At 69.9% G+C, this 14,216-nt stretch carries 15 protein-coding genes; 4 read left to right on the top strand and 11 right to left on the bottom strand.

Going from position 1 to position 14,216, the window contains the following annotated elements; all coding sequences use genetic code 11:
• Position 1: 1 nt before the first annotated feature.
• Complete coding sequence (locus tag OL599_RS14560; RefSeq protein ID WP_264714522.1) at positions 2-490, bottom strand: arginase family protein; 489 nt, start codon at positions 488-490, stop codon at positions 2-4.
• 146 nt (positions 491-636) lie between these two features.
• Here OL599_RS14560 and OL599_RS14555 point away from each other — a divergent pair, with 146 nt between their 5' ends.
• Together OL599_RS14555 and OL599_RS14550 are read left to right on the top strand one after the other, a co-directional pair.
• A complete protein-coding gene (locus tag OL599_RS14555) occupies positions 637-1,125 on the top strand; it encodes a GNAT family N-acetyltransferase (protein ID WP_264714521.1) in 489 nt (162 codons plus the stop codon).
• A gap of 25 nt (positions 1,126-1,150) precedes the next feature.
• On the top strand, positions 1,151-2,650 hold the full coding sequence (locus OL599_RS14550) for a M81 family metallopeptidase (RefSeq protein WP_264714520.1): 1,500 nt from the start codon (positions 1,151-1,153) through the stop codon (positions 2,648-2,650).
• A 210-nt stretch (positions 2,651-2,860) separates the two neighbouring features.
• Here the strand turns inward: OL599_RS14550 and OL599_RS14545 are convergent, their stop codons facing one another.
• From OL599_RS14545 to OL599_RS14515, 7 genes are all read right to left on the bottom strand, one after another.
• A complete protein-coding gene (locus OL599_RS14545; protein ID WP_264714519.1) occupies positions 2,861-3,394 on the bottom strand; it encodes a GNAT family N-acetyltransferase in 534 nt (177 codons plus the stop codon).
• Positions 3,395-3,398: 4 nt separating this feature from the next.
• Entirely contained in the window at positions 3,399-4,325 is a 927-nt protein-coding gene (locus OL599_RS14540; protein ID WP_264714517.1) for a sugar kinase, read from the bottom strand.
• Positions 4,322-4,942, bottom strand: a complete 621-nt coding sequence (locus OL599_RS14535; protein ID WP_264714516.1) for a bifunctional 4-hydroxy-2-oxoglutarate aldolase/2-dehydro-3-deoxy-phosphogluconate aldolase — start codon at positions 4,940-4,942, stop codon at positions 4,322-4,324. Before OL599_RS14535 ends, OL599_RS14540 begins: the two co-directional genes overlap by 4 nt.
• Before the next feature lie 181 nt (positions 4,943-5,123).
• Positions 5,124-6,170: a class I SAM-dependent methyltransferase gene (locus tag OL599_RS14530; protein ID WP_264714515.1), complete on the bottom strand. Its 1,047-nt coding sequence runs from the start codon at positions 6,168-6,170 to the stop codon at positions 5,124-5,126.
• Positions 6,171-6,280: 110 nt separating this feature from the next.
• Complete coding sequence (locus OL599_RS14525) at positions 6,281-6,598, bottom strand: hypothetical protein (protein ID WP_264714514.1); 318 nt, start codon at positions 6,596-6,598, stop codon at positions 6,281-6,283.
• 66 nt (positions 6,599-6,664) lie between these two features.
• Positions 6,665-7,138, bottom strand: a complete 474-nt coding sequence (locus tag OL599_RS14520; protein ID WP_264714513.1) for a DUF3429 domain-containing protein — start codon at positions 7,136-7,138, stop codon at positions 6,665-6,667.
• Between the two features lie 67 nt (positions 7,139-7,205).
• On the bottom strand, positions 7,206-9,944 hold the full coding sequence (locus tag OL599_RS14515) for a glycosyltransferase (protein ID WP_264714512.1): 2,739 nt from the start codon (positions 9,942-9,944) through the stop codon (positions 7,206-7,208).
• Positions 9,945-10,289: 345 nt separating this feature from the next.
• Here OL599_RS14515 and OL599_RS14510 point away from each other — a divergent pair, with 345 nt between their 5' ends.
• Positions 10,290-11,588, top strand: coding sequence for a hemolysin family protein (locus OL599_RS14510; protein ID WP_264714511.1), 1,299 nt, complete (start codon positions 10,290-10,292; stop codon positions 11,586-11,588).
• Here OL599_RS14510 and OL599_RS14505 read toward each other — a convergent pair whose 3' ends face one another.
• The 3 genes from OL599_RS14505 to OL599_RS14495 form a co-directional block, all read right to left on the bottom strand.
• Positions 11,589-12,167: a DUF2939 domain-containing protein gene (locus tag OL599_RS14505; RefSeq protein ID WP_264714510.1), complete on the bottom strand. Its 579-nt coding sequence runs from the start codon at positions 12,165-12,167 to the stop codon at positions 11,589-11,591.
• A 306-nt stretch (positions 12,168-12,473) separates the two neighbouring features.
• Positions 12,474-12,953, bottom strand: coding sequence for a xanthine phosphoribosyltransferase (gpt, locus tag OL599_RS14500; RefSeq protein WP_264714509.1), 480 nt, complete (start codon positions 12,951-12,953; stop codon positions 12,474-12,476).
• Entirely contained in the window at positions 12,953-13,300 is a 348-nt protein-coding gene (locus tag OL599_RS14495) for a tRNA-binding protein (protein ID WP_264714508.1), read from the bottom strand. Before OL599_RS14495 ends, gpt begins: the two co-directional genes overlap by 1 nt.
• Before the next feature lie 83 nt (positions 13,301-13,383).
• Here OL599_RS14495 and OL599_RS14490 point away from each other — a divergent pair, with 83 nt between their 5' ends.
• On the top strand, positions 13,384-14,130 hold the full coding sequence (locus tag OL599_RS14490; protein ID WP_264714507.1) for an SDR family NAD(P)-dependent oxidoreductase: 747 nt from the start codon (positions 13,384-13,386) through the stop codon (positions 14,128-14,130).
• The last annotated feature ends 86 nt before the right edge of the window (positions 14,131-14,216 follow it).

The following is a 14,216-nucleotide window of genomic DNA, read 5'->3' as shown; positions in this document are numbered from 1 at the left end:
CCTAGGCGTGGTGTCCGGGCGGCCGGGCCAGCGCATAGGCGTGCCGCCCCGCCGCGGCCTCGTCGGCGGCGGCGATGGCGCCGGCGGCCGCGGCCTCGGCCGCCGGCCAGGTGGCCGCGGCGATGGGGCAGGAGGTGTCGGCGGTGTACCAGCCCACCTGGCCCACGATGGTGCCGGACGGGCGCGCGCCGTTGGCCAGCATTTCCGGGCTCGGGTGGATGTTGGGCACGAGTTCGGGCCCTTTCTCCGGCAGCGCCTCCCAGGCGGCCGGGCCGTCGCGCAGGAAATCCAGGTAGTCGGCGGGATGCACCGCCCCCAGCGCCAGCCGGTCGGCCGCCGGCGGGGCCGTCACGTCCATCCGCATGTCCCGGCAGGCCGCCAGCAGCGCCTCGGCGCGGGCGGGAACCTCGAAATTGCGCTTCACCGTGCCGCGCTGCAGGAAGAATTGCGGCGCGTGACGTGCCTGCACCGGGTTCCAGAAGGCTTTCATGCGGTCATCTCCGTCTTCGTGGCTGTCACGCTAGGAAGGGGCAGGGGGGTTGTCCATCCGCCTGGCGCCGACAGCGCAGCATGGCCACGACAGACCGGTCGTGGATTCATGGTCGCCCCGCCATGATGCCTGCCAGGAGCCATGCCATGATCCGCGACGCCGCCGAAGCCGACCTGCCAGCCATCCTCGCCATCACCAACGATGCGATCGCGAACACGACTGCGATCTGGACCTACGCCCCCACCACGCTCGAGGTGCGCACGGCGTGGTGGACGGAACGTGTCGCCGGCGGCTTCCCGGTCCTGGTGGCCGCTGAAGGCGATACGGTGCTGGGCTTCGCCAGCTACGGGCCGTTTCGCCCCTCGGACGGCTATCTGCACACCGTGGAAAGCTCGATCTACATCGCCGAATCGGCGCGCGGCCGCGGTCTCGGCCGCGCGCTCGTCGCCGCCCTGCTGTCGCGCGCGGCGGCGCAAGGCAAGCACGTCATGATCGCCGGAGTCGAGGCCAGCAACACCGCATCCTTGCGGCTCCACGCCGGCCTCGGCTTCGTCGAGACCGGAAGACTGCTGCAGGTCGGGCGGAAATTCGACCGGTGGCTCGACCTCGTGCTGATGCAGCGTATGCTGGCGTGAACGCAGCATTCCACGAGGACAGTTCATGCGCATCGCCGTCGGTGGCTTCATGCACGAAAGCCACTCCTTCGCCCCGCGCCCCACGCGCTACGTCGACTTCGTGCAGCCCGGCGGCTTCCCGAAGCTGACCGCCGGCGCCGGCCTGTTCGACGCCGTGCGCGGCACCAGCGTGCCGCTGGCCGGCGCCATCACCGCGGGTGCCGCGGCCGGGGCCGATCTCGTCCCGCTGGCCTGGGGTTTCGCCAATCCCGCCGGCCCGGTGCAGGACGAAGCCTTCGAGCGCATCTCCGCGCTGATCTGCGCCGAACTGTCCAAGGCGCTCGACGCTGGCCCGCTGGACGGCGTCTACCTGGACCTGCACGGTGCCGCCGTCGCCGACAGTTTCCCGGACATGGAAGGCGAGCTGCTGCGCCGCGTGCGCGCCATCGTCGGCGCCATTCCGCTGACCATCAGCCTCGATCCGCACTGCAACCTCACCCGGCGCATGGTCGATCTCGTCGACGTGCTGGTGCCGTTCCGCACTTATCCGCACGTGGACATGACCGCGGCGGGCAGCCAGGCCATGGCGCTGCTGATCGAGCGCATCCGGCGCGGCACGCCTTTGGCGCGGGCGTTCCGGCAGGTGAACTTCTTCCTGCCGCTGACGACGCAATGCACGCTGGTGGAGCCGATGCTGCCGGTGATGGAGGAGCGCGCGGCGCTGGCCGCCCGCAGCGGCGTCGCCGAGCTCGCCTTCTGCTTCGGCTTCCCCTACGCCGATTTCGCCGATTGCGGCGCGGCGCTTGCCGTCTATGCCGACACCCAGGACAAGGCCGATGCCGCCGCCGATGCCTTCCTGGCCTTCATCGACGCACGCGAGGCCACGTTCCGCCTGAACGTGGTCCCCGCCGCGCAGGCGGTGGCCGAGGCGATCCGCATCGCCGCCACCGCCGCGAAGCCGGTGGTGATCGCCGACACCCAGGACAACCCGGGCGGCGGCGGCCACGGCGACACCACCGGCCTGCTGGCCGAGCTGGTGCGCCAGGGTGCGAAGGGCGCGGTGATGGCGCTGATCAACGACGACGAGAGCGCCGCCGCCTGCCATCGCGCCGGCGAGGGTGCACGCATTGCGCTGATGCTGGGCGGCAAGTCCGATGGCGCGCCGCTGCAAGTGACCGCCACCGTGCTGAAGCTGACCGACGGCAAGTTCGTCGGCACCGGCCCGATGGCCAAAGGCAATCCCGCCGATCTCGGCCCCAGCGCATTGATCGAGGTGGCGCCGGACATCCGCGTGATCGTGGTGACCCGCAAGATGCAGGCGCTGGACCAGGCGCTGGTGCGTCATGTCGGCATCGAGCCGGGCGCGTGCAAAATCCTGGTGCTGAAATCGTCCGTGCATTTCCGCGCCGACTTCCAGCCGATCTCCGAGGCGGTGATCGTGGCGGAGGCGCCCGGCCCGGTCGTGGCCGATCCGGCGGGGCTGCCGTTCAAGAACTTGCGCAAGGGGCTGCGGCTGCGGCCGATGGACAACCGCGCGGTGAGTTGAGGGGCGCAGCGATAAAGGGAAGGGGACACGGAGAACACAGAGGACCGCGGAGGACACGGAGGGGTGCGGAGCGAAGGCGGCATCGTACGCCGTGGCAGCAGATGAAATGGCGCGCTGCGCGCGCAAGCAATCCTTCTCCGTGCCCTCTGTGGTCCTCTGTATTCTCCGTGTCCACTTCCCTTCTTCTCAGTCGGGCGCAGGCGAGTCGGATCAGGCGTCGCGCTTTTTCCGATACAGCACGTGGCGGGCCAGCCGGTGCCCCGCCGGCACGCGCGGGTGGTCGAAATCCTCGGTGGGGTCGCGCACCATGCCCAGGCGTTCCATCACCGCGCGCGACGGCGTGTTGACCACGGTGGTGAAGGCCACGATCTCGTCCAGTCCCAGCCGGGTGAAGCCGTCCGCCATCGCCGCCCGAGCGGCTTCGCTGGCATAACCGCGATTCCAGTACGGGCGGTCCAGGGTCCAGACCGCCTCGACGGAGGGCGCACTGGGCATGTCCGCAGGCACCTGGCTGAGCCCGACGAAGCCGATGAACGCCGCCACGCCCGGCGCCTCCACCGCCCAGATGCCGAAGCCGGTGCGGTCGAAATGCGCCCGCACGCCCGCGACCCAGGCGTCGGACTGGGCGCGGCTGCGCGCGTGCAGGAAGTAGCGCATCACCACCGGGTCGGCGGTCATGGCCGCCACCGCATCCAGATCGTCCTCGCGCCAGTGGCGCAGCACCAGGCGTGCGGTGGTCAGCATCGGTTCAGCCGCCCAGGGCGGCCCGCACGTCGGCCGCGCGCGGGATCGGCGTCACCGCGCCATAACCCTGGGTCTTCAGCGCCGCCGCGGCGGCGGCGTAGCGGGCCGCGGGCTCGGGCGCGTCGCCGGCGATCAGGCGGGCCAGGAAGCTGCCGCAGAACGTGTCGCCCGCGCCGGTGCCGTCGATGGGCGTGCAGGGAAACGGCGGAATGCGCACGCGCCCGTCCGGCGTCGCCAACAGGGCGCCGGCGGCGCCCATCTTCAGCGCCACGATCGTGGGGCCCAGGCGCAGATAGAAATCGGCGATGGCATCGGCGTCCTGCAGCCCGGTCAGGGTCTGCGCGTCCTCCAGGCTGGGCAGCGCGATATCGGCCTGCGCCACCGCGGCATGGATCACTGCGGCCGCGCGCGCCGGCGGCCACAGCCGCCGGCGATAGTTGGTGTCATAGGCCACGCGCACGCCGTTGCGCCGCGCCACGGCGATGGCGTGGAACACCGCATCCGCCGCGCTGGCGGAAATGCCCTGGCTGATGCCGGAGGCAAAGAAGATCTTCGCCCGCGCGATCACCGCCTCCGGCACGTCGGCGGGACCGATCGCGGCGGCGGCGGAGTCGCGGCGGTAATAGAGGAATTCATGGCCGTTGCGGCCATGCGTCACGAAATACACCGCGGTCGGCCGCTCGGCGGAGCGCAGCACGGCGGAGCTGTCCACGCCCTCGGCCTGCCACAGCTCGATGAACCGGTCGCCCGCGGGATCGCGGCCCAGCGCGGTCACGTAGGCCACGCGCGCACCCTGCCGCGCCGCGGCCACGGCGGCGTTGGAGCTGTCGCCGCCAGGGCCTTCCAGGTACAGCCGCCGCCCATCCGGCGTCGCCGGCTGCTGGTTGAACTCCAGCATCGGCTCGCCCATGCACACGAGGTCGACGGTCACGACAGGATCGCCTGAGCGGCCGCCGTGATCGCCGCGCGGTCGCCGGCGGCAATGCGCTTTTCGTCCACCAGCGCCCCGCCCATGCCCACGAAGGCGGCGCCGGCAGCGAGATAGGCGGCGACGTTGCCCGGCTCCACCCCGCCGGTGGGGCAGAAGGCGACGCCGGGGAACACGCTCGCCAGCGCCTTCACATGGCCAGGCCCGCCGGCCGAGGCGGCGGGGAAGACCTTCACCACGTCGGCCCCGGCATGCAGGGCCGCGCGCACTTCGGAGGGTGTCAGCGCACCCAACATCAGCACCGCGCCGGCATCCTGGCAGGGCTCGGCGAGCGCGGGGTCCACCCAGGGCGCGACGATGAAGCGGGCGCCCGCGTCCAGGCAGGCGCGCGCGGTGCGCACGTCCGGCACGGTGCCCGCGCCCACCAGCAGGTTCGCATCGCCGGCAAGCTCGCGGATCAGCGCCGGCGCGTCCGGAATGGTCATGGTGATCTCGAACACGCGCAGCCCGGCATCGTGCAGCCACTTCACGCCGGTCGCGGCGATGCTGGCGGAGCTGGTGCGCACCACCGGCACCACACGGGCGCCGCGCAGCTGCGCGATCAGGGTATTGTCGTTCATCGGCGTCTCCTTGGCGTCTGATACCAACGGCCCTTGCCGATGACCCTTCCATCGTCAAGGGCCGTTGGTATCGCGCGCCGGGTTGGTGGGCGGCGGCGCGCAAAATAACGACTCATACCAGCGGTCATTCTTCATGGCCGCTGGTACGAGACTGGCACGGCGGCCGCAACCGGGGAAAGGGTCAGCCCCCCGGGCCCGCGGTTGTGCGCGGATAGGCGGTCTGCAGGATCTCCGGCACCTGCACGTCCCAGTCCACCGTCGCCGCGCCGATCTTGCGCACGATCACCGCCGAAGCCTCATAGCCGCCGGTGTTCTCCGCTTGCCGGTAATGCTCGCTCCAGGCGCGCGGGATGATGTGCATCAGGCTGGACAGGTCGGTCCGCACGATCTCGAAGCCGGTTCGGCGGTTGAACAGGCCGTTCCAGCTTTCATCGGAGAAACGGAAGAAATCCCAGGGCACGTCGTGCATGCCGATTGTCTGGTGGCTGAAGATCAGCGCCATGCCGCCGGGCTTCAGAACCCGGTTCATCTCCACCGCCACCTTCCAGGGCATCGCCAGGTGCTCGAACACCGAAATGCTCTGGGCGAAATCGAAACGCTCCGGCGGGAAATGGCGGCTCAGCGCGTGCGCGTCGCCGACCACGTCCACGCCGGGGGCGGGCACGATGTCGAAGGTGGTGACATCGCATTCCGGATAATGCTCGCTGCGCTGAACCTGGCTGCGCGCGCGTCCGCCGATGTCCAGCAGGGTCGGCCGCGCCGATCCGTGCACCGCGATCCAGCCGGCGATGTGCTGCTTGAACGCGGGGAACAGCGAGTGCATGTGCTCGGCCGCCGCCAGCCGCAGCAGCTCGGTAACCGGGGTCTGCACCATCCGGCTCCCCAGCGTCAGCTCCAGCACCCCGTCGCCGGGGAAGCGCGCGGGGTCAACCAGCGCCTCCACGAAGATGTCGTAGCCGCCGCCCGGCAGCTTGCGGCATGCGGCCTTCTGCATCGGCGCGGCCCCGCCGAACAGCACCCGGGCCGAGGGTTCCGCGCGCGACAGCAGGACGCGCGGGCCGAACACGGCGGCGGTGTCGATTGCAACGTGCAGGCGGAAATAGGAGAAGAACAGGGTGCAGGTGGAAACCAGCATGTGGCGCCCGCCATTCAGGACCGGCAAGGCGCGAAGCCGGCGGCGGATGCGGCCGAGCACGGGAAAGCGCCGTTTCAGACGCAGCAAAGGCATCGGCGGCAACTCCGGCGCAGGTCATTCACGGCCGGTAAGCGGCCCAGTCGGCATGCCGACGGCCGACATATGGCACACAAGCCGCGGGACAGCGAGTTTGCCGAGGCGCGTCAGCCCCGCGGGAGGGTGTCGCCCGCCGCATTGCCCGCCCAGGCTTCCAGGCGCTTCGCGGCACTGTTCAGCGTGCCGACCCGGCTGTCCAGCGCGCCCAGCTGCTTCTGGTAGCCGCGCAGCGAGCCTCCCAGGCCCTGCATCGAGTCCTGCAACGCGCCGATGGCGCCGCGCCACGTCGCCACCGCCGTCCGTTGTGCCGCCAGGGCCGTGTCCAACGCGGCCAGGGCCTGCTGCAGGCGCGTGCGCGGATCCTCGGACAGCACCGGCACACGCTGCGGGAAGGCGATGATCTCGGCAGAGCGGCGCTCGTCCATGGTTCTGCTCCAACCCTTGAGGGTTCGTTAACAAAACATGGAAACGCGCAAAAATAGAGCAGAAAGTTAAAAAATGATTTTCGCGCCGAGCAGCCGCAAGGTCAGGACCGTCACCAGCGTCGCCACCACGACCAGGCTCAGCCCCCAGCGCATCCACATATAGCCGGACGGCACCAGCCCCTGCCGGTAGAGCCGCGCCTCGCCCAACACGGTGCCGACATAGCCCAGAATCAGCAGCGCCAGCCCGAATTCCGCCGGCACCGCCAGCGGCGACAGCAGCGCGAGCCAGCCGATCAGCGACGGCACGACGCCCAGCGCCAGACGCGGACGGACGCTGCGGTCCTCCGGCGACCCCAGCACGAAGCCCCAATGTACACCGCCGAGAAAGGCCAGTACCACCGCGCCATAGGCCATCAGCGCCGTCAGGTACTGCGCTGCCCGCTCGTCCGGCACCGACAGCGCCACGATGCCGCAGACGATGAAAGGAATCAGCCCGGCAATCCCGAGGACCAGCGCGAAAGGGGGCAGGCGCAGTTGCATCCGGTTTGTATAGACGCTCGGCCGGCCCCGGGCGAGGGGACCGGCCGCGCGCCCGCGTCAAAGAAACTCAATCGCCGGCGGCGCTATGCGACCATTCCGCGCCCTGAGGCAGCGCCGGTTGCGGGGAAGCGGCCGGGCGCAACGCCGGCACCAGGCGCCGGGCCGGCCGGCTGGCCGCGATCGAGACGAACACCGAGGCGGCATAGGGCAGCGCCTGTGTCAGCAGCACCAGGCTCCACAGCACCGCCTCCCAGGTGGCGAAGCGGTGCGCGACGGCCACGCCAACCAGGGCCGCCAACGTCAGCAGCAGCAGAACCGCTTCCTCGCGCGCCATGACCAGCCCCTGCACCAGGGCGGGCGCGTCCTTCATCTTCGGCGTGCGCAGGAACGGCGCGCTGCGGACCACCAGGCCCTTCCACACCGCCTTGCCGATGGCATGCGACAAAGCGAGCCCGGCGACGGCGGCCCCGGCCCGGTCGGCCAGGCCGCAGGGAACACGATTGCGATACAGCATAAGTATCTGTACCAGCTTGAACACGAACAGCCCCACCGACGGCAGCATGAACAGCACGATCGGGAACTCGAAGCGTTGCGGCGCCAGGATCAGCCCCACCGACCAGCCAAGGCCGAGCAGCAGGAACACCAGCCCCAGCGCATCGCCCACCCAGGGCAGCCAGCCGGTCACGAAATGCCAGCGCTGGCCCAGCGTCAGGTCACGGTTGAACGGGTTCAGCAGTGCCGCCCAATGCCGGCGGCAGATCTGCATGGCGCCGTAGGCCCAGCGGAACCGCTGCTTGCGATAGGCGGCGAAATCGTCGGGCATCACGCCGCGGCCGAAGCTGCGGCTGGAATAGACCGCCTGCCAGCCCTGGCGGAACAGCCGCAGGCCGAGTTCGGCATCCTCGCAGATGCACCACTCCGCCCAGCCGTCCAGCGCCACCAGCGCCTGCTTGCGGATCAGCGTCATGGTGCCGTGCTGGATGATGGCGTTGCGCTCGTTGCGGGTGACCATGCCAAGGTGGAAGAACCCGGCATATTCCCAGAACATCAAACGCTTGAAGAAGGTTTCTCCGCTGTCGCGATAATCCTGCGGAGACTGCACGAAGCCCACCGCGGGATTGGCGAACTGCGGCACCATGCAGCGCAGCCAGTCCGGCGACACCGCATAGTCGCTGTCCAGCACTGCCACCACGTCCGCGTCCGCGGCGGTCTCACGCAGGGCGAAGTTCAGCGCCCCCGCCTTGAAGCCCGGCCAGCGTCCCAGCGTGAAGAAGCGGAACCGTGGCCCCAGGCGGGAGCAGTGCTCGGCCACCGGCTCCCACAGACCGGGGTCGGTGGTGTTGTTGTCCACCACCAGCACCTCGAAATCCGGGTAGTCGAGCTCGGCGAGCGCATCCAGCGTGCGGCGGACCATGTGCGGCGGCTCGTTGCAGATGGGCACGTGGATGGAGACCTTGGGCAGGGGCGCGTCCATGGGCGCCGGCAGGATGGCCGGGCGGCGGCGCCAGACGCGGCCCCAGATGGTCTCCGCCAGTTCGAAGCTGTCGGCCAGCAGCAGCACCAGCAGCAGCGCCTGCCCGGCGGCGAGCAGGCCCCAGACGACGCCGGCCCACGCCGACAGGTACTTGCCGGCCATGGCCAGCAGCACGCAGGCGAGGGTGGCGGCGAAGCCCTGGGCCAGTCCCGCCAGCAGCAGCTTGCCGGGCAGGCGGATATCGGGCCGACGCGACAGCAGCAGCCAGGCGATCACCGCGGCGAGCCCGGCGCTCGGCGCGGCCCAGAGCGGCCAGGAGGGGGTTTCCTCAACCGGTCCGACCATCGCCCACTTGGCCTGCCGGTCCAGGTCCAGCATCCCCCAGTAGCCGGCGGCACGGCCCTCGAAGCTGGTCTTCCAGGGCTGGTCGAACGCCTCCATGACGAAATAGTCGAGGCCGTGGGCCTGCGCGTCGGCGAAGAAGCGGCGCAGGAACAGCGCCTGGTTCACCCGGCTGGCATGCGCCGCCCCCTGCGCCACGCCGTCCGACGGCCAGCCGACCTCGCCGATGACGATGCGCTTGCCGGGGAAGGCCGCGTGCACCGCCGCGAGCTTCTCCAGCAGGAACCGCTGCGCGTCGTCGACGGGCAGGCCTTCCCAATAGGGCAGCAGATGGATGGTGATGAAGTCGACCGCCTGAGCCAGCTCGGGATGCTTCAACCAGACATGCCAGGGCTCGGCAGTAGATACTGGAATATCAAGAGATTGCCGCGCCTGGTTGAGGTAGTTGACGAGCTCGCCGACGGTGAGGTCGCCGCGCAGCACCGTCTCGTTGCCGACCATCGCGCGCTCGACATTGTGCGCCCCGCGGGCGGTCTCGATCAGCCGGTCGAGTTCCTGCCGGTTGGCCGCGGCATCGCGCGACAGCCAGGCGCCCAGCGTGACGTGCAAATTCATCCCCGCCGCGAGTCGCGGGATGTCCGCCATCCGCCCCTGCACCGTGTAGGTGCGGATCCGGTCGGTGATCCCAGCCGCGGTCGCGAGATCGCGGCGGATCTCCTCGGTCGTGGGAAAGCTGCCATCCTCCGGGCTCTGGCCGCGCTGGAACGGGGAGAAGGCGAGGCCGGCGACGCGCCCGTGGAAATCGGGCACGGCGGCCGGGCGGTTGACGCCGGCCCAGGCCAGCATCGCGAGGCAGGCGCACAGCAGCACCGCCAGCAGCGTGGCGGGGTGCAGGAAGGCCGAGGCGCGGCCGGCCGAGGGCGCATCGGCGGGCGCATCGGTTGTGGCGACCGGCCGGATGGCGGCGTCAGCGGGAACAGTGCGTGTCATGGTCGTTATCCCGAACGGTGCGGCGGGTCCGCGTCAGCCTGTTGAATGCCTGCACGCCATGGCATCGCGCTGGCGGCACTATGTCGGAAGGAAGGCATCGGCCAGGCGCACCGCGATCTGCCGCGCCGGGATCGTTCCGCGTTTTGCTGTGCGACCGGCGGCGTCCGCAAGCGTTACACCCGCACGGCACTTATTCCCGCCACGCATCGGCTGGCGCGCCGAGGTGGCGCGCGTGCCTATCGGGCCCAAGGCCGCTATCTTGCCGGTTGCCCCGGATGCCGCTCGTGGCGTCTGGAGGGGGCGGGTTGCCGCGTGGGCGGCCGAATCGACTGCCGGGACGGACGCATGGGTATCGCCTTGGACATTGCCGTATTGCTGGTGCTGATCATCCTCAACGGGGTGTTCGCGATGAGCGAACTGGCGCTGGTCTCCTCGAACCGTGCGCGGCTCGCGGTGCTCGAACGCAAGGGCGTTCCGGGGGCGACCCTGGCGCGGCTGCTGGCGGAGGACCCGCAGCGCTTCCTGCCGGCGGTGCAGGTCGGCATCACCCTGGTCAGCATCCTCGCCGGCGTGTTCGGCGGCGCGCATATCGCGGCCGTCATCACCCCGATGCTGGAGCAGGTGGCCTTCCTGCGCCCGTTTGCGGGGACTTTGTCGCTGGCGATCGTGGTGGTGCTCATCACCTACCTGACCCTGGTGGTGGGCGAGCTGGTGCCGAAGCAACTGGCCCTGCGCCACCCGGAGCGGGTGGCTGCGGCCGTCGCCCGGCCGCTGGCCGCGCTGGCGCGGATCACGCTGCCGATGGTGTGGGTGCTCAGCGCCTCCTCGGCGCTGGTGTTGCGGCTGTTCGGCGCGCACCGGGCCGCACCGCAGACGGTGACGGAGGAGGAGCTGAAGGCGCTGCTCGCCGAGGGCGAAGAGACCGGCGTGCTGGAGAGCGAGGAGCGCGACATGATCGAGCGCGTGCTCCGGCTCGCGGACAAGCCGGTGCGCGCGATCATGACGCCGCGCACGGAAATCGCCTGGATCGACCGCACCGACCCGCCGCGGGACATCGCCCAGACGTTGAAATCGGCGCCGCACTCGCGCTTCGTGGTGTGCGACGGTTCCATCGACAACGTCGTGGGCGTGGTGCAGGCCAAGGACATCCTGGACCTGATCCTGGACGGCAAGGACCTGTCGATCGGCGCCGCGCTGCGCCAGCCGATCGTGATTCCCGATACCGTCACCGCCCTCGATGCGCTGGAGCGGATGAAATCCGACCCGCTCGGCCTTGCCCTCGTGCTGGACGAGTACGGCAGCTTCGAAGGCGTGGTCACCGCTGCTGACGTATTGCAGGCGATCGTGGGCGATGCCGAGAGCGCGGAGCCCAAGGACGGCGAGGGGGTGGAGGAAGTGGAGGGCACCCTGCAGCTCGACGGCTCGATGCCCGTGGACGAGCTGAAGGCGCGGCTCAATCTGCCCGACCTGCCGGCCGAGGGCAGTTATCACACGCTCGGCGGGCTGATCCTGGCGCTGCTGCGCCGGGTGCCGCATGCCGGCGACCGGATCGTGTTCGGCGGCTGGCTGTTCGAGGTGGCGCAGATGGACGGGCGCCGCGTCGACCGCGTGCGCGCCGCCCGCGAGCCGCTGGCGGAGGGGTAGTCAGGTCCGCAGATTCGCCCGGTCCATCAGGTCCTGCGGCACCCAGGCGCGCACCAGCTTCCACGACAGGCCATGGCGCCAGGACGGGCCGCGCAGCTCAAGCCGCACGCGCAACGGCGGCTCGTCGGGTTCCTGCCCGGCCGTCCGCACGCGCAGGGTGAAGCTGGTCGGGCTGTCGAAGAAGGCCCGCTCGATGCAGCCGAGATCGAAGATCGCGGCCCATTCGGAACTGGCTGGCACCGCCTCGTCGGTCTGCATGGAATGCACCACCAGCACCACGCGTTGCGGCGTGATCTCCTGGTCCACCAGGCTGCCGGCAATGCCGTTGAGGAAGCTCGACCCGAACGGCGGCAGGCTGTTGCTGGACTCCATCTCCTGGGCGGGCATGCCGATGATGCCCTCGGCGATATCGTTCTTGAGGCCCTGGCGAACCGCGTCCCAGTCGACGATCTCGGACAGGGTGGCGGCGTCCTGCTCATGCAGGGCCTGGTAGAGCCGCCACATCGTCACGTACGGGGCAGAGGCATAGGCCAGCCCGACCGCCATCAGTCCGGTGAACAGCGTTTTCCTGCCAGGCATGAACACGCTCCCGTTCTGGGCCGTGTCGCGCATCTCCGGCGCAGCCATACCGGGCGAACGCGGCGGTTGCTGTGCAATCTTTGGCACATTCCCTTGATTTGGTGCAGACATTTCTGCGTGCGGGGCAGCCGGCTCACGGTCAACTGAGCCTTCCGGCAGCCTTGAGGGCCTGCCTGGCGCCGGTGTCCCGAATCTGAAGTTCGCACAGGTGGCGAACTTCAGATTCGGGACACGAGCCCTTTGTTTTCAGTGGCCTGCTGACCCCGGCGTCCGCCGCAAGACGCGGCGAACTTCGGGGGCAGGGCACTAGGCGCTCCGCTCCCGTTTGGCCAGCGGCACCGAGAACTGCGGCTCGGTGTCCCAGGGGAACAGGATCCAGGTGTCCTGGCTCACTTCGGTGACGAAGCTGTCCACCAGTACCTTGCCGGCCGGTTTGGCGTAGACGGCGGCGAAATGCGCCTTCGGCAGCAGGCCGCGCACCACCCGCGCCGTGGAGCCGGTGTCCACCAGGTCGTCCACGATCAGGAAGCCGGTGCCGTCCCCGGCGGCGGCCGGGTGCTTGGTGACGACCGGCTGGCCCTTGTCCTCCTCGTCGTAGGTGACCACCGAGACGCTCTCGACCAGGCGGATGTCCAGCTCGCGGGCGATGATGGCCGCGGGAATCAGCCCGCCGCGGGTGATCGCGACCACGCCGCGGAACGGTCCTCGCGTGATCAGCCGCCAAGCCAGGGCGCGGGCGTCGCGGTGCAGCTGGTCCCAGGTGACGGTGTAATAATGTGCGGCCATCAGAACATGCGCCCGCCGTCGGGCACCTTGAAGTCGGGCCGCAGCAGCACGACCGCGCCGTCCTCGTCCGGCACGCCCAGGGTCAGCACCTCGCTGAGGAAAGGGCCGATCTGGCGCGGCGGGAAGTTCACCACGGCCAGCACCTGCCGGCCGATCAGCTGGTCCAGCTTGTAATGCACGGTGATCTGCGCGGACGAGCGTTTGATCCCGATTGCGTCCCCGAAATCGATCCACAGCTTGAAGGCCGGCTTTCGCGCTTCCGGGAAGGTCTGCACGTCGACGATCGTGCCCACCCGTATGTCCAGCCCGTCGAAATCCTCAATCGTTGCCACCGGCCTGTCCGTCATGCATTGAACCCATATGATCCCCGCTCGGCAGCCGGTTGCCAATGGGGGGGACAGGTGCCAGCGTCCGGGTGGGAGGGGCGGGAATGGATTTCCGGCTTGACGGGATGCGCGCACTGGTCACCGGTGCCAGCGCAGGAATCGGGCTGGCCGCGGCGCAGGCGATGGCGGAGGCCGGCGCGCATGTTGTGCTCGCGGCGCGGCGGACGGCGCTGCTGGATGCGGCGGTGGCCGGGCTGACGGCGAGGGGGCTCGCCGCCGAGAGCCTGGGGCTGGACGTGACCGACGCCGCCGAAGTACAGGCGGCGACCGCCCGGGCCGCTCCGTTCGACATCCTGTTCAACAATGCCGGCATCAACCGGCTGCAACCCTTCCTGGACATCGACCTCGCCACCTTCGACCTGCTGTTCGAGGTGAACGTGCGCGCGGCCTTCGTGGTGGCGCAGGCCGTGGCGCGACGCATGGTCGAGACCGAGACCCGCGGCAGCATCATCAACATGTCCTCGCAGATGGGCCATGTCGGCGGCCCGCGCCGCGTTGCCTATTGCGGCACCAAGCATGCGGTCGAGGGCTTCACCAAGGCGATGGCGCTGGAGCTGGCGCCCTACGGCATCCGGGTGAACGCCGTTGCCCCCACTTTCATCGCCACCGAGCTGACCCGCCCTTTCCTCGACGACCCTGCCTTTGCAACCGACGTGCTGTCGCGCATCCCGCTCGGCCGCGGCGGCGAGGTGCAGGATGTCGCCGGCGCGGTGGTGTTCCTGGCCTCGTCCGCCGCCGCAATGGTCACCGGCACATCGCTGCGGGTGGACGGCGGCTGGACTGCCCAATAGACCGCATCAACACAGACCATCAGGCTGACTCGAACAGGAGACGACCCTTGCGCGATTTCCACTTCCCGGGCCGAAGCCCCGTGCTT

It is taken from the genome of Limobrevibacterium gyesilva, from assembly GCF_025989185.1.
In the GTDB taxonomy this organism is placed as follows: domain Bacteria; phylum Pseudomonadota; class Alphaproteobacteria; order Acetobacterales; family Acetobacteraceae; genus Limobrevibacterium; species Limobrevibacterium gyesilva.
Note: the sequence above shows the minus strand (reverse complement) of the source record. Positions and strands in the feature narration are given on the sequence as shown.

What these genes read in the sequence shown, in the direction of transcription:
- OL599_RS14560 (WP_264714522.1), bottom strand. Translation starts at nt 490, where the DNA reads ATGAAAGCCTTCTGGAACCCGGTGCAGGCACGTCACGCGCCGCAATTC.
- OL599_RS14555 (WP_264714521.1), top strand. Translation starts at nt 637, where the DNA reads ATGATCCGCGACGCCGCCGAAGCCGACCTGCCAGCCATCCTCGCCATC.
- OL599_RS14550 (WP_264714520.1), top strand. Translation starts at nt 1,151, where the DNA reads ATGCGCATCGCCGTCGGTGGCTTCATGCACGAAAGCCACTCCTTCGCC.
- OL599_RS14545 (WP_264714519.1), bottom strand. Translation starts at nt 3,394, where the DNA reads ATGCTGACCACCGCACGCCTGGTGCTGCGCCACTGGCGCGAGGACGAT.
- OL599_RS14535 (WP_264714516.1), bottom strand. Translation starts at nt 4,942, where the DNA reads ATGAACGACAATACCCTGATCGCGCAGCTGCGCGGCGCCCGTGTGGTG.
- OL599_RS14530 (WP_264714515.1), bottom strand. Translation starts at nt 6,170, where the DNA reads ATGCCTTTGCTGCGTCTGAAACGGCGCTTTCCCGTGCTCGGCCGCATC.
- OL599_RS14525 (WP_264714514.1), bottom strand. Translation starts at nt 6,598, where the DNA reads ATGGACGAGCGCCGCTCTGCCGAGATCATCGCCTTCCCGCAGCGTGTG.
- OL599_RS14520 (WP_264714513.1), bottom strand. Translation starts at nt 7,138, where the DNA reads ATGCAACTGCGCCTGCCCCCTTTCGCGCTGGTCCTCGGGATTGCCGGG.
- OL599_RS14515 (WP_264714512.1), bottom strand. Translation starts at nt 9,944, where the DNA reads ATGACACGCACTGTTCCCGCTGACGCCGCCATCCGGCCGGTCGCCACA.
- OL599_RS14510 (WP_264714511.1), top strand. Translation starts at nt 10,290, where the DNA reads ATGGGTATCGCCTTGGACATTGCCGTATTGCTGGTGCTGATCATCCTC.
- OL599_RS14505 (WP_264714510.1), bottom strand. Translation starts at nt 12,167, where the DNA reads ATGCCTGGCAGGAAAACGCTGTTCACCGGACTGATGGCGGTCGGGCTG.
- gpt (WP_264714509.1), bottom strand. Translation starts at nt 12,953, where the DNA reads ATGGCCGCACATTATTACACCGTCACCTGGGACCAGCTGCACCGCGAC.
- OL599_RS14495 (WP_264714508.1), bottom strand. Translation starts at nt 13,300, where the DNA reads ATGACGGACAGGCCGGTGGCAACGATTGAGGATTTCGACGGGCTGGAC.
- OL599_RS14490 (WP_264714507.1), top strand. Translation starts at nt 13,384, where the DNA reads ATGGATTTCCGGCTTGACGGGATGCGCGCACTGGTCACCGGTGCCAGC.